The sequence below is a fragment of the Williamsia sp. SKLECPSW1 genome (genome assembly GCF_054332755.1).
Window position 1 is genome coordinate 1 of record NZ_JBTGLI010000002.1, and the last position, 13,934, is coordinate 13,934.

At 71.2% G+C, this 13,934-nt stretch carries 12 protein-coding genes and 1 rRNA gene; 10 read left to right on the top strand and 3 right to left on the bottom strand.

Going from position 1 to position 13,934, the window contains the following annotated elements; all coding sequences use genetic code 11:
- A 5S ribosomal RNA gene (gene rrf / locus ACXVUM_RS15885) occupies positions 1-97 on the top strand; the annotation flags it as partial.
- Between the two features lie 90 nt (positions 98-187).
- Positions 188-538, top strand: coding sequence for a hypothetical protein (locus ACXVUM_RS15890; RefSeq protein WP_458522903.1), 351 nt, complete (start codon positions 188-190; stop codon positions 536-538).
- 15 nt (positions 539-553) lie between these two features.
- Here the strand turns inward: ACXVUM_RS15890 and ACXVUM_RS15895 are convergent, their stop codons facing one another.
- The gene (locus tag ACXVUM_RS15895; protein WP_458522904.1) at positions 554-2,398 is read right to left on the bottom strand and encodes a flavin-containing monooxygenase; all 1,845 of its coding nucleotides are present in this window, start codon (positions 2,396-2,398) and stop codon (positions 554-556) included.
- A 132-nt stretch (positions 2,399-2,530) separates the two neighbouring features.
- On the opposite strand from ACXVUM_RS15895, the gene ACXVUM_RS15900 reads away from it, so the two are divergent.
- Positions 2,531-3,838: a GAF domain-containing protein gene (locus ACXVUM_RS15900; protein ID WP_458522905.1), complete on the top strand. Its 1,308-nt coding sequence runs from the start codon at positions 2,531-2,533 to the stop codon at positions 3,836-3,838.
- A gap of 3 nt (positions 3,839-3,841) precedes the next feature.
- Here ACXVUM_RS15900 and ACXVUM_RS15905 read toward each other — a convergent pair whose 3' ends face one another.
- Positions 3,842-4,294: a hypothetical protein gene (locus ACXVUM_RS15905; protein WP_458522906.1), complete on the bottom strand. Its 453-nt coding sequence runs from the start codon at positions 4,292-4,294 to the stop codon at positions 3,842-3,844.
- Positions 4,291-5,484 (bottom strand): molybdopterin-dependent oxidoreductase, encoded by a 1,194-nt coding sequence (locus ACXVUM_RS15910; RefSeq protein ID WP_458522907.1) that lies wholly within the window; start codon positions 5,482-5,484, stop codon positions 4,291-4,293. The genes ACXVUM_RS15905 and ACXVUM_RS15910 overlap by 4 nt, the downstream gene beginning before the upstream one ends.
- 153 nt (positions 5,485-5,637) lie before the next feature.
- Between ACXVUM_RS15910 and ACXVUM_RS15915 the strand changes: the two genes are divergently transcribed.
- The 7 genes from ACXVUM_RS15915 (at position 5,638) to ACXVUM_RS15945 (ending at position 13,832) form a co-directional block, all read left to right on the top strand.
- Positions 5,638-7,758, top strand: a complete 2,121-nt coding sequence (locus tag ACXVUM_RS15915; protein ID WP_458522908.1) for an HAD-IIA family hydrolase — start codon at positions 5,638-5,640, stop codon at positions 7,756-7,758.
- The gene (locus ACXVUM_RS15920; protein ID WP_458522909.1) at positions 7,755-8,042 is read left to right on the top strand and encodes a hypothetical protein; all 288 of its coding nucleotides are present in this window, start codon (positions 7,755-7,757) and stop codon (positions 8,040-8,042) included. Before ACXVUM_RS15915 ends, ACXVUM_RS15920 begins: the two co-directional genes overlap by 4 nt.
- A 22-nt stretch (positions 8,043-8,064) precedes the next feature.
- Positions 8,065-8,892, top strand: coding sequence for a TlyA family RNA methyltransferase (locus ACXVUM_RS15925; protein ID WP_458522910.1), 828 nt, complete (start codon positions 8,065-8,067; stop codon positions 8,890-8,892).
- Positions 8,889-9,854, top strand: a complete 966-nt coding sequence (locus tag ACXVUM_RS15930; protein ID WP_458522911.1) for an NAD kinase — start codon at positions 8,889-8,891, stop codon at positions 9,852-9,854. The genes ACXVUM_RS15925 and ACXVUM_RS15930 overlap by 4 nt, the downstream gene beginning before the upstream one ends.
- A 1-nt stretch (position 9,855) precedes the next feature.
- A complete protein-coding gene (gene recN / locus ACXVUM_RS15935; protein WP_458522912.1) occupies positions 9,856-11,622 on the top strand; it encodes a DNA repair protein RecN in 1,767 nt (588 codons plus the stop codon).
- A 107-nt stretch (positions 11,623-11,729) separates the two neighbouring features.
- A complete protein-coding gene (gene steA, locus ACXVUM_RS15940) occupies positions 11,730-12,917 on the top strand; it encodes a putative cytokinetic ring protein SteA (RefSeq protein WP_458523529.1) in 1,188 nt (395 codons plus the stop codon).
- A gap of 3 nt (positions 12,918-12,920) precedes the next feature.
- Complete coding sequence (locus tag ACXVUM_RS15945) at positions 12,921-13,832, top strand: copper transporter (protein ID WP_458522913.1); 912 nt, start codon at positions 12,921-12,923, stop codon at positions 13,830-13,832.
- The last annotated feature ends 102 nt before the right edge of the window (positions 13,833-13,934 follow it).

Here is a 13,934-nt window from a genome sequence, read left to right on the forward strand (position 1 = left end):
GGAAACGCCCGGCCCCATTCCGAACCCGGAAGCTAAGCCCTCCAGCGCCGATGGTACTGCACCCTAACCAGTGTGGGAGAGTAGGACACCGCCGAACACAACATCACGACAAGGCCTCTGAACTGCGGTTCAGGGGCCTTGTCGCATGTCTGGGGTCGATTGCCGCCGGCGCGTACGATCGCACGGCATGACCCTGTTCCAACGCATCGCCAACGGTGCCAACAAGGCGGTCTTCCCGCTGCTGCGTGTCCCGGGCGTCGCCGGCCTGCTCGGCAGGTCGATGGTGGTCCTCGAGTACACGGGGCGGAAGTCGGGTCGGACCATCCGTCTGCCGGTGAACTACACGCAGAAGGGTGAGACGGTGACCGTCACGGTCGCCGCGCCCGGGCAGAAGTCATGGTGGAAGAACTTCTCCGGTGACGGGGCGCCCATCACGCTCGACCATCCCGGTGGTGGTCGACGCGACGGACACGCGATCACCCGCACCGACGACAGAGGGCGGCGCCAGGTCGTCATCGACCTGGCACCACCCTCGTAGTCGCGGCGGCCCCGCTCAGCTGAGGTGGTGCACCTCCTGCAGCCCGTACACCGGAGTCGGCAACCCCTCGTACCGCGCCTTCAACTGCAGTGCGAGGTACAGCGAGTAGTGCCGTGACTGGTGAAGGTTGCCGCCGTGGAACCAGAGGTTCTCCTGCTGGGTGGGCTTCCACATGTTGCGCTGCTCGCCCTCCCACGGCCCGGGATCCTTGGTCGTGTCCGAACCGAGCCCCCACACCTTGCCCACCTTGTCGGCGACATCCTGGCCGATGAGGTCTGCGGCCCATCCGTTCATCGATCCGTATCCCGTCGCGTAGACCACGACGTCGGCCGGCAACGCGGTCCCGTCGGAGAGTACGACGGTGTCCTCGGTGAGATGGTCGACCTGACCGTGGGCCAGATGGATGGTGCCGTCGGCGACCATCTCGGAGGCGCCCACGTCGATGTAGTACCCGGATCCGCGGCGCAGATACTTCATGAACAGGCCGGAGCCGTCGTCGCCCCAGTCGTGACGGAAACCGGCGGCCTCGAGTCGGTCGTAGAAGTCCTTGTCGCGGTCGTGGATCGCTTCGTAGATGGGGATCTGGAACTCGTGCATGATCCGGTAGGGCAGTGACGCGAACGTCAGGTCGGCCTTCTCGGTGGTCATCCCGCCGGCGAGTGCACGTTCGGAGTAGAGGTCGCCGAGGCCGAGATCCATCAGGGAGTCCGACTTCACGATGTGTGTGGAGGAGCGCTGCACCATCGTCACGTCGGCGCCGTGTTCGACGAGTGCCTTGCAGATGTCGTGCGCCGAGTTGTTCGACCCGACGACCACCGCGCGCTTGCCGGCGTATGCGTCGGGGCCAGGGTGGGCGCTGGAGTGGTGCTGGTCGCCGGTGAACACGTCCATCCCGGGGAAGTCCGGCACGTTCGGCTTGCCGGACATCCCGGTGGCGAGGACGAGATGCTCGGGATGCAGGGTGAGGCGCTCGCCGTCACGGTCGACCTCGACCGTCCATCGCTTCGACTCCTCGTCGAACGATGCCGACAGGCACGTGGTGGACCCCCAGTAGGGCACCTCCATGACCCGTGTGTAGAACTCGAGCCAGTCGCCGATCTTGTCCTTCGGGGCGAACACCGGCCAGTTCTCCGGGAACGGCAGGTAGGGCAGGTGGTCGTACCAGACGGGATCGTGCAGGCACAGCGACTTGTACCGTCCCCGCCACTGGTCGCCGGGTCGTTCGTGGCGGTCGACGACGATCGCGGGGACACCGAGCTGCCGGAGACGAGCGCCGAGCGCGATGCCCCCCTGGCCGCCACCGATCACGAGGGTGTGCGGCTGGACGGAGCGGCCGAGCTCCCGCTCCTCCTCCTCGCGGCGCTCTGCCCACGACCGCGGATCCTCCGACTGCCCGTGAACGGCCCCCATCACCCGGCGGGCACCCTGCGGTTCCTCGTGGCCGGTCAGCTCCCGCAGCGTCGTCAGCAGCGTCCACGCACGGTCCTCGCCGTCGTCGTCGCGGGTGATGCGCAGGTGGCCCTTGCCGGTACCGACCGCGGTGCGGAACTCGATGAACGCCGAGACGACGCCACCGTCCTCGGTCGCCGCGTCCACCGTCGCGAAGCCCGACGGATCCGTGTCGTCGAGACGGGCGGCCAGCATCCGGCCGATCTCGTCGTGTCCCTCCGATGTGCGCAGGTTCCACGTGAAGGACACGAGATCCCGCCAGAAGGAGTCGACCCGGAACAGCTCCGTCACGCCGGCGACATCGCGTGCGGCGAGCCGCGACTCGAACCGCGCCAACCAGCGATCCATCCGGTCCTGCGGTGTGTGCTGCTCGTGTGCGTCGTCGAGAGCGGGGTCCAGCGTCTGCGTCATCGTGCTCCTCCAGAGGGGGTGGTGTGATGCAGAGCACACGCTCCGGGGCGGTGGGTGGGCAACCGTTGCGACGCGTTGCACCCGCGGTGATCGTTGCCGCCGATATGTGATCGGGAGCACACTGTGCGCATCATGCCGACACCCTCCGCGACCCCGACCGCACCCGAGCCCGCGATCATGGCGGGCGACGACCCGCGCCATCACGCGGAGGTCCTGTCGGCTGTCTACGACGCACGGATGTCGGGGACCCGCGCGCCGGCACGACCTCGCACCGTCATCGACGACTCGTGGAGTCGACTGCTGGCCGACGGCGCCGATCCCGACCGGATGGCCCGCGCGACGCCGGACCCGGCTGTTCTCGACCTCGACCAGGAACGCCGGGCGTCCGGGCTCGACGACGTCGTCGCCGAGATGACCGCAGGGCTCGACGCGGTGACCACCGACGGCGACAACATCGTCGTCGTCGCCGACCGCGGTGGACGGGTCCTGTGGCGCAGTGGCGCGCCGCGTGTGCTGTCGCGGGCCGATCGCCTCGGGTTCGTCGAGGGCGCCAGTTGGGCCGAGGGCGCCGTCGGTACGAACGCTATCGGCACGGCCCTCGTCGCCGGCTCGGCTGTGCAGGTGTTCTCCGCCGAGCACTTCACCCGCACGCACCACACCTGGACCTGCACGGGCGCGCCGATCCGCGACGCCCGCACGGCGGAGGTCCTCGGCGTCGTCGACGTCAGCGGGCCGGCGGCGACGATCCATCCGACGACCCTCGCGCTCGTCGACACCGTCGCCCGTCTCGCCGAGGCCCGCCTGCGAGAGGTGCACCGCCGCAGCCTCGATCGGCTCCGGACGGTGGCGGCACCGATGCTGGCCCGCATGGCCGGCAGGGCCGTCGCCGTCGACCACCACGGCTGGGTCGCCGCGGTCGACGGCATCGACTCGGGCGCCCGACTGACGCTGCCCCACCAGGTGGGGCCGGGCCGCGCACTTCTCCCCGGGCTGGGGTCATGCGATCTCGACCCGCTGCCGGGCGGTTGGCTGATCCGACTCGCCGACGCCGACGGTGTCCTGACCGACGCGCCGACGCGTCTCGTCGTCGAGTTGTGCTCCGACCGTGAGCCGTCGGTGCGTGTCGTGGGGGAGATGGGCAGTTGGACCCAGACCGTGTCGCCCCGGCACGCGGAGATCCTCTACCTGCTGTCGGCGTACGGGGCCGACGGTCGAACGGCGGCGGAGTTGGCGGCCGACCTGTTCGGGGATCCGACCCGGGTGGTCACCGTGCGCGCCGAGATGTCGCGGCTGCGGCGGGCGCTGCCCGGTCTGGTCGCGGGCAGCCCGTACCGCTTCGTCGGCGGCCTCGACGTGGAGGTGTCGACGCCCGCGGACCCCGCGCATCTGCTGCCGCGGTCGAGTGCGCCGGCCATCCGCCGCGTCCGCATGGGCTGGTAGCTGCTATCCGGTCGCCTCGGCCGGTCCCGACGAAACTGCGCGACGGCGGGCGGACCGGTGGTTGCGGACCGCGACCAGCGCGGCGAGCACCCAGATGAGGGCGACGGCGATCGACAGGCCGAGTCCGTAGGGGCGATCGAGGATCGACGAGTTCATCGGTGTCTCGCCGGCCGGGCGGGGTGCCAGGACGGGCAGGGCGAGCACGACCAGCACCAGCGTCGCCGCGGTGGCCACCAGGACCGGTGCCCACACCGTGGACGGGAGCAGGCGGGACCCGGCGTGGCCGAGCACCGAGTAGGTCGGCGCGAGGATCCCGTCGTGCACCAGCAGGCCGGCGACGGCCCAGATCACGACGGACAGTTGATCGCGCGCGGTGAAGTCGGTGATCAGGGTGACCCCGTAGACGGCCATGCCGACACCGGCGAGGACGAGCAGGCCACGGATCGCGGTGATCACAGCACCTCGATCCGGGTCAGCCACTTCGTCTGCAGCACACCGGGCCGGTTCGGGGCGATCAGCCGGCAGGGGAAGCCGTGGTCGAGGTTCAGTTCCTCGTCGTTGAGGCGCAGGGCGATCAGGGTGTCGTCGGCGTCGGCGAACGACGCCGGCAGCACCGACACCGCGTAGAGACCACGGTCCAGCGACACCATCCGTGTGTCGCGACCGCCCCGGTGCCCGGCCACGGTCAGCAGGTCGGACAGTCGAACACCCGTCCACGTCGCGGAGGCGCTCCAGCCCTCGACGCACGCGATCGGCAGTTCCCGGGTGCTCTGCGGCATCGCACGCAGCTGATCGAGCGTCAGGGGTGTCTCACGTCCGTCGACGGCCAGCGTCAGGCGGTAGTCGGCCCCGCGGACCGCGTCGGTGATGCCGGCCTGCTGTGCGGTCCGGTTGACCGGGAGGCCCTGCGGGCCCTCGCCGGATCGCGGCGCGAGGAACGACACCCACCGCGCGAACGGCAGCGACTGGCCGACGACGGCGATGGCCGCGAGACCGCTCAGCGCCCAGGTGCTGCGGAGCACGGTGCGGCGGGTGAGGACGCCGGCATGGTCGGGCCGGTCCGGCTCGGGGGCAGGTGACCCGTCGGGCTCGACGTCGGGAGCGTCGAGCGGTTCGCCGAGCGCGGTGCGGATGACCGGCAGCTTCACCGCGATGTGGACGACGAGCGCGCCGATGGCGATCCAGGCGGTCGCATAGTGGGTGGTGGTGAAGAAGAACTTCCACGGGTACCACTGCGCGATGTTCAGCAGGCCGGTGAAGAGCTGGAAGATGCTCGCGACGACGAGGACGGTGATCGACGCACGCTCGAGCAGGCGGACGGGGGAACCGATCCGCGGTCGGGCGAACAGCTTGGGGTAGACCGTGCCGAGTTTGACCAGCAGCAGCGGGATCGCGGCGACACCCGTCGTGACGTGCAGGCCCTGGGTGAACCGGTACAGCCAGGCCGGACTGGTGGGCCAGGCGAACCAGCCGGGCGGGTGCTGGATCCAGTGACTGAGCAGCCCGGTGATGAAACAGATGGCGAAGCAGACCCCGAGCGCGACGCCGACCCGCGCGGTCAGGCGTGCACCGCGAACCGGACTGTGGGGCTTCTCGTCCAGCCCGATGGTCTCGAGCGCTCGGTCGATCCGGTCTGCGACGGGCATCGGTCGAGCGTACGTGCGCACCGGGCCTGTCGGGGCGACTCGCGCTCGGCGATATGCTGATCGCGCGAACTTCACAGGGTGTGTCCGAGCAGGGTGCCGGACGAGTCCACGGTCTCCGTGGTGTCCGTGTGTGTCAGGAGTTGAGGATTCGAGATGACCGACGACCGCCGCGGGCCGCACCGCCGGACCGAACACACCCGTACCGAACGCCCCCGTACCGAACGACCCCGCACCGACTCCTCCCGTCGTGACCGTCCCGGAACGGATCGCGGCCAGTCGGACCGCCGCGGCACCGTCCGCCGTGACGAGCCGGCGCTTCCGGCCGATGTCACCCCGCAGGACCTCGACGGTGAGGTCCGTCGGGATCTGAAGACCCTCGATCGCACCAACGCCGACGCCGTCGCGCGGCATCTGGTGATGGTGTCGCGGCTGCTCGAGGACGACCCCGCCGCGGCGTTGCTGCACGCACGCGCCGCACGCGGTCGCGCCGGGCGCATCGCAGTGGTCCGCGAGACCGCCGGCATCGCCGCCTACAACGCGGGGGAGTGGGCCGAGGCGCTCTCCGAACTGCGTGCGGCGCGGCGGATGTCGGGCAGCGACGTGCTGCTGCCCCTGATGGCCGACTGTGAGCGCGGCCTCGGCCACCCCGATCGCGCCATCGACATCGCCCGCAGCGAGGAGGGGCGCGGGCTCACCGGCGACGAGGCGGTCGAGATGACGATCGTGGAGTCCGGCGCGCGGCTCGACCTCGGCGATCCCGAGAAGGCGGTCGTCACACTGCAATCGGCGAATCTCGACCCCGCCCAGCACGGCACCGGCCCCGCGCGGTTGTTCTACGCCTACGCCACCGCCCTGCACGCGGCGGGCCGCGAGGACGACGCCGTCACCTGGTTCATGAACGCGGCCGCCGCGGACGTCGACGACGTCACCGACGCCGAGCTGCGTCTGATGGAGATCACCGATCCCGAGCAGTTCGCCGCCACGTACGGCGCCCCCGACGACGACGACGGCGACGACGGCCCCGACGACGGCGACGGCGACGGCGACGAGATCGAGCACGACGAGATCGAGCACGACGAGATCGAGCACGCCGATCCGGTCGACGATGTCGCTCCTCCCGCGCCCACGCGCGACGAGGTCGCGGAACCGGTTGTCGCCGAGACGGACACGGCCGACGCCCCGCCGGAGGACGACTCCCCGGCCACCGAACCCGCCCCCTCGGCCGAGGTGTCGGAGACCGCCCTCGTCGCCGGATACGACGCCGTCTTCGCCGACCTCGACGGCACGCTCTTCGCGGGCAGCGCCCCCATCGACCACGCCCGCGAGACGCTCGAGGCGCTGTCGGTCCCCGTCTACTTCGTCACGAACAACGCCAGTCGTCGGCCCGCCGAGGTCGCCGACCACCTCGCCGATCTCGGGTTCGAGGCCCGGCCCGACCACGTCGTGACGAGCGCGCAGACCGCGGCACGGCTGCTGGCCGAGCACGTCGAACCGGGCTCGCGGGCGCTCGTCGTCGGCACCGACGGCCTCGTGCAGGAGATCCGGGAGGTCGGTGTCGCCACCACCCGCAGCGCCGACGACCGTCCGGTCGCGGTGGTGCAGGGCCACAGCCCGGAGACCGGGTGGGCACAGCTCTCCGAGGCCGCGCTCGCCATCCGCGCAGGTGCCCTGTGGATCGCGTGCAACACCGATGCCACCCTGCCGTCGGAGCGGGGCCTGCTGGTCGGCAACGGTTCGATGGTGGCCGCGGTCGCCTCGGCGACCGGCGCCACCCCACTCGTCGCCGGCAAACCCGCCGCCCCGCACATGCAGGACGTCCTCACGCGCAGCGGCGCGTCACGACCGATCGTCGTCGGTGACCGCCTCGACACCGACATCGCCGGGGCCGTCGCCGTCGGACTCGACAGCCTGTTCGTCCTCACCGGAGTGAGCACGCTCGCCGACGCGATCTGCGCCGGGCCCGACGCCCGACCGACCCACGTCGCGGCCGACCTGACCGGACTGCTGGGCGAGGCGGATTCCGTCGCCGTCGGCCCCGACAGCCACTGGGACATCCGCGTCGAGGACACGACGATCCGCATCGGCGCCGGTGCAGGCGCGGACGACGAGGCTGCGCTCGCCGCGTTCCCCGGGGCCGTGCTCGCTGCCGCATGGTCCGCCGATCTGCCGGCCGGCACGGATCCGTCGGACCTGACCGTCGTGACTGACGACGACACGGCCGCCTCGGCAGCGCGACGGCACGGGCTGACCTCGGATAGCGTGGGCGGTCGATGAGCCATCCGTCGCCCGCGCAGATGCCGGGCTCCCGACCTGCCCCGTCGCCGGCGCCGCCGGAGACGACCGGGGTCGACCCGACGGAACTGGCCGCGCAGATCGGTGAGATCACCGACCGCCTCGACGAGATCGCCGGTGACGTCGTCCGCGACCCGGGGAGCACCGACCCCGACGACACCGAGGCGGTCGGTCGTGAGATCGCCGCGCTCGACGCCACCGCCGACCTCGTCGACGGCGCGCACGGCCTGCTCACCGCGGCACTCGACCGGCTCGACCGGGTCTGAGCCCCGGCGTGGACTCACCCTGATGGCACCCCGTGCGCGGCTGGACGCCGAACTGGTCCGCCGCAAGCTGGCCCGCTCGCGGGAGCAGGCGCAGGCGCTGATCGCCGAGGGCGTGGTGACGGTGAACGGCGTCGCCGCGACCAAGGCCGCCACCAACGTCGGACGCGACACACCCATCCTCGTCACCGCCGACGACGGCGACGACTGGGCCTCGCGCGGCGCCCACAAACTGCTCGGTGCACTCGACGAGTTCGCGTCGGCGGGTCTCGTCGTCGACGGACGCCGATGCCTCGACGCCGGTGCGTCGACCGGCGGGTTCACCGACGTCCTGCTGCGGCGCGGGGCGCGTGCCGTGGTGGCCGCCGACGTCGGCTACGGCCAACTGGTGTGGCGGCTGCAGACCGACGACCGCGTGGACGTGCGGGACCGCGTCAACGTCCGCCATCTCGACGCCGACGCGATCGGCGGTCCCGTCGACCTCGTCGTCGCCGATCTGTCGTTCATCTCGTTGCGCCTGGTCCTGCCCGCCTTCGCGGCGTGCGTCGTCGAGGGCGGCGACGTCGTCCCGATGGTGAAGCCGCAGTTCGAGGTGGGCAAGGACCGTGTCGGGTCGGGCGGGGTCGTCCGCGACCCGTCGTTGCGGGCCGAGGCGGTGACCGCGGTCGCCGAGGCCGCCGCAGGCCTGTCGCTGACCACGCTCGGCGTCGTGGCCAGCCCGCTGCCGGGTCCGTCGGGAAATGTTGAATACTTCCTGTGGCTGCGTCGCACCCCGCCGGGTGCGGGTGACGGCACCCTCACCGACGCCACCCGGGCGGCGATCACCTCAGCGATCGAGAAGGGACCCCAGTGACCGAGGTATCCGGCGCCCGCGAGTTCCTGGTGGTCGCCCACACCGGCCGCGAGATCGTCACCGACACGATCGCCGCCATCACCCGCCACTGCGTGGCGGCGGGCGTCGGACTGCGCGTCGTCGAACACGACATCAGCGGTGGCTATCACGGCGCCCGGTGGATCGGCCCGACCGCGCACCCCGTCGACCCCGCCCAGCTGCGCGACATGGGAGCCGAGGTCGAGGTGACCAGCGGCGACGAGGAGTCGGCCGCCGGATGCGAGCTCGTCATCGTGCTCGGCGGGGACGGAACGTTCCTGCGTGCCGCCGAACTCGCCTATCCCGCAGGCACTCCCGTTCTCGGTATCAACCTCGGCCACATCGGGTTCCTCGCCGAGGCCGAGGCGAACCGCGTCGACGAGGTGATGGAACAGCTCATCGCCGGCGACTACGCCGTCGAGGAACGCATGACCCTCGACGTGACGATCGTGGACGACGACGAGGTGATCGGACGAAGCTGGGCGGTCAACGAGGCGAGCATCCAGAACCCCACCAATCAAGGCGTGCTGGAGATGGTCACCGAGGTCGACGGCCGACCGGTGGCCTCCTACGGCGCCGACGGGATCCTCGTCTCGACCCCGACCGGCTCCACCGCGTACGCGTTCTCCGCGGGCGGCCCGGTGATGTGGCCGGACCTCGAGGCGATCCTCGTCGTACCCCTGAACGCGCACGCATTGTTCACCCGACCCCTGGTGACAAGTCCCGAATCGGTCATCGCCATCGAGGTGGAACGGTCACGGCAGCATGCCATCGTGTCGTGTGACGGCCGTCGGACCCTCGAGGTCCCGGCCGGCGCCCGCGTCGAGGTGGTGCGGGGCGCGCAGTCGCTGCGGTGGGTACGGATCGACTCCGATCCGTTCGCCGACCGACTGGTCACCAAGTTCGATCTGCCCGTCACCGGCTGGCGGGGGAGGCAGGTGTGAGGTGCTCGAGGAACTGACGATCAGCGGGCTCGGTGTCATCGAGAACGCGTCGGCGGAGTTCGACGCCGGGTTCACGGTGCTGACCGGTGAGACCGGTGCGGGCAAGACGATGGTGGTGACGAGCCTGCACCTGCTCTCGGGTGCCCGCGCGGACGGTGCGCGGGTGCGTTCCGGGGCGGACAAGGCCGTCGTCGAGGGCCGATTCCGTGTCGGCGAGGCGCCCGCGGACGTCGCCGAGCTGCTCGAGTCGACCGGTGCCCTGCTCGACGACGACGACACCGTCATCGCCGCGCGGTCGGTGTCGTCGGAGGGGCGCTCGCGTGCCCACCTCGGCGGCCGATCGGTGCCCGTCGGCACTCTCGGCGGGTTCACCAGCGGACTGCTCACGATCCACGGTCAGAACGACCAGCTGCGACTGGTCCGCCCCGACCACCAGCGCGACGCTCTCGACCGGTTCGCGGGCAAACCCGTCGCCAAGGCCCGCGCCGCCTACGAGACCGCGCGTGGCCGCTGGGTCACCGCCGTCGACCTGCTGGAGGAACGTCGGGCCAACTCACGCGAGCGGGCCCAGGAGGCGGACCGCTTGCGGTACGCCCTCGACGAGATCGACGCCGTCGGACCGCAACCCGGTGAGGACGAGGACCTGGCCGCGATGGTCACGCGCCTCGGCGACCTGGAGGCGGTGCGATCGATCGCCGCGGCGGCGCATGGCGCTATCACCGGCGAGGCCGGGCCCGACGACGCCGGTGACCCCGACGTGCCCGCAGTCCTCGACCTGCTCGGACACGTCCGTTCGCACCTGTCGTCGACCTCCGAGCAGACCCTGCAGGGTCTGTTGCCCCGTGTCGAGGAGGCGCTCTCGGTGGTCGGTGACATCGGGGAGGAGCTCGCCGGCTTCCTCCACGGCCTGCCCGCCGACGCCAGCGAGCTGGAGAAGGTGCTCGCGCGACAGGCCGAGTTGAAGAACCTCGTCCGCAAGTACGCCCCCGACATCGACGGCGTCATCTCGTGGCGCGACGACGCCCGCCGACGACTCGCCGCGATCGACGACTCGTCGGTGTCGGTCGAGTCGCTCGAGGCCGACGCGGCCACCGCCGCCGACGCCCTGCGCGACGCCGCGACCGCGCTGACCGCTGCGCGGACCAAGGCGGCGTCGACCCTCGGCAGCAAGGTGAGCGCCGAGCTGAAGGGTCTCGCGATGTCGGGCGCGACGCTCGCCGTCGCCGTCGGTCCCGACGAGGCGGCCGAGAACGACTCCCGCGCGTTGGACGTGGGCGGACGTCGGTGCCACGCGGGTTCGTCGGGTGTCGACCGGGTGGAGTTCACCCTGGCCGCACACGCCGCGGCCCCGCCGATGCCCATCGCGCGGTCGGCGTCGGGCGGTGAGCTGTCGCGGGTGATGCTGGCCCTCGAGGTCGTCCTCGCCGGGCCGGGCGGCGGGTCGACCATGGTGTTCGACGAGGTCGACGCCGGCGTCGGCGGCCGTGCCGCGGTCGAGATCGGTCGCCGACTCGCCGCCTTGGCGCGCAACCACCAGGTCATCGTCGTGACCCATCTCCCGCAGGTCGCGGCCTTCGCCGATCACCACATCGTCATCGGCAAGACCACCGCGAAGTCGTCGGTGACGAGTTCGGTCACCACCCTCGACCGTGACGGTCGGGTCGCCGAGCTCGCCCGCATGCTCGCCGGCCTCGGTGACTCCGACACCGGTCGCGCGCACGCCGAGGAACTGCTGGACACCGCCGAGGGGGAGAAGGCCGCGGGCTGACCCGGGTGCGGGATTGTCGGTGGCGCGTGTTACTCGTGTGACAAAAGTTTCATGAGTTACGGCGTGGCGCCGATGTGACGCATGGTGTCAGGGTGACCATGGACGTCATGAAGATGCCTGCCCTTCTCTCGCGCACCGCCGACACCCTTCCTGGCGTCATCGGGATCGCCCGGATAGACAAGAACACGTCCCGGCTGCTCGAGCGGGTCGGGCCGGGAGACGTCGTCTTCCTCGACGAACAGGACCTCGATCGCAGGACCGCCGACGCGCTCGTCGCCGCGGACGTGACGGCGGTGGTCAACGCCTCACCGTCGATCTCGGGCCGGTACCCGAACCTCGGTCCTGAGGTGCTCGTGGCGTCGGGCATCACGCTGATCGACGACGTGGGCCCCGAGGTGTTCCGTCGCATCAAGGACGGCGCGAAGGTGCGCCTCGACGAGGGCGACGTCCACGTCGGCTCCAACAAGCTGGCCCGCGGAACCGAACTCGGTGAGCGTGAGGTCGCACGCCTGATGATCGAGGCCAAGTCGGGACTCGTCGACCACCTCGAGGCGTTCTCCGGCAACACCATCGAGTACATCCGCAGCGAGTCGCCGCTCATCATCGACGGCGTCGGCGTGCCCGACGTCGACATCGACATGGCGGGTCGGCACGTCGTCGTGGTCGGTGACGGCCCGGACCACGAGATGGACCTCAAGCGGATCAAGCCGTTCATCAAGGAGTACGCACCGATCATGGTCGGTGTCGACGGAGGCGCGGACACCCTCATGCGCGCCGGCTACCGGCCCGACCTCATCGTCGGCGACCCGGAGGTCATGCGTTCGGCCACACTGAAGTCGGGCGCGCAGGTGGTCCTCCCCGCCGATCCGGACGGTCACGCGATCGGCCTCGAGCGTATCCAGGACCTCGGTGTCGGGGCGATGACGTTCCCGGCGGTCGGGTCGCCGACCGACCTCGCGCTGCTCCTCGTCGACCACCACGGCGCCGCGCTCGTCGTCACCGTGGGCGCCTCGGCCTCCCTCGAGGACTTCTTCGACCGCAGCCGTCGTGAGTCGAACCCGTCGACGTTCCTCACCCGCCTCAAGGTCGGTCACAAGCTCGTCGACGCGAAAGCCGTTGCGACGCTGTACCGCAGCCGCGTGTCGGGTGCGGCGGTGGCGCTGCTGATCCTGGCCGCGCTGGCCGCGATCATCGTCGCGATCGTCATGTCGAACACAGGCTCCGAGATCGCCGACTGGGCGGTCGCCGAGTGGGACCGCGGATACGCGTGGGCCCGGGACCTCTGGAACCGATAGCCGGTGATCTCCCTGCGACAGCACGCGATCTCGCTGGTCGCGGTCTTCCTCGCGCTCGCCGTCGGTGTCGCGCTCGGGTCGGGTTTCGTCGGCGACCGGGTGAACTCCGGCGACGACTCGGGCTCGTCGTCCCTGCGCTCGCAGAACGACGCGCTCAGCGCGCAGGTGAACGCGTCGGACTCCTTCAACTCCGCCATCGCCCCGCGGCTGCTGCGCGGGCTGCTGGCCGATCGCAGCGTGGTGGTGGTGACGACCCCCGACGCGGCCGACGCCGACGTCACCGCGATGAAGCAGATCCTCAACCAGGCCGGGGCGGGTTTCGCCGGTCAGATCGGGCTGACCGACGAGCTCATCGGCGACACCTCCGCCCAGAAGCTGACGACCATCGTCGACCAGGCCATCCCCGCCGGCGCGACGCTGCGTCCCGAACTCACCGACTCCGGCGGACGTGTGGGTGACCTCCTCGGCGCGCTGCTGCTGCGCAAGGTCCAGTCACCCGCCGCGGTGAACCCGGGTGACGTGACCGCGGGGCTGCAGGCACTGCGCGAGGGCGGGTACATCTCCTACGTCGACGGGTCCGTGTCGCCGGGTCAGCTCGCTGTGGTGGTCACCGGGGGAGCGCTACCGCCGAACTCCGGTGCCCGCGGCCAGCTGGTCGCCCGCTTAGCCGCGGCGTTCGGTGCACGCGGGGCAGGAGCGGTGCTCGCCGGTCGCGACGGATCCGCCGACGGTGGATCCCCGGTCGCGGTGGTGCGCTCCGACGGCTCGCTGGCGAAGACGGTCTCCACCGTCGACGACATCGACACCTCGGCAGGTCGGATCGCCGCCGCGTTGGCCCTCGCCGAGGCACAGCGGGGACGTACCGGCGCCTACGGGACGGGTGCGGGCGCATCCGCTGTGGCGCCCGCCACCTGATCGACGGCGTGGCCCGCGTCGCCGTTGCGCCGCGAGGCCGCCCCGGGGTGTTACGGTTGAGTCCCGTAGGCGAGCAGGTTTCGGTCCTGCTCCGGCCCCACG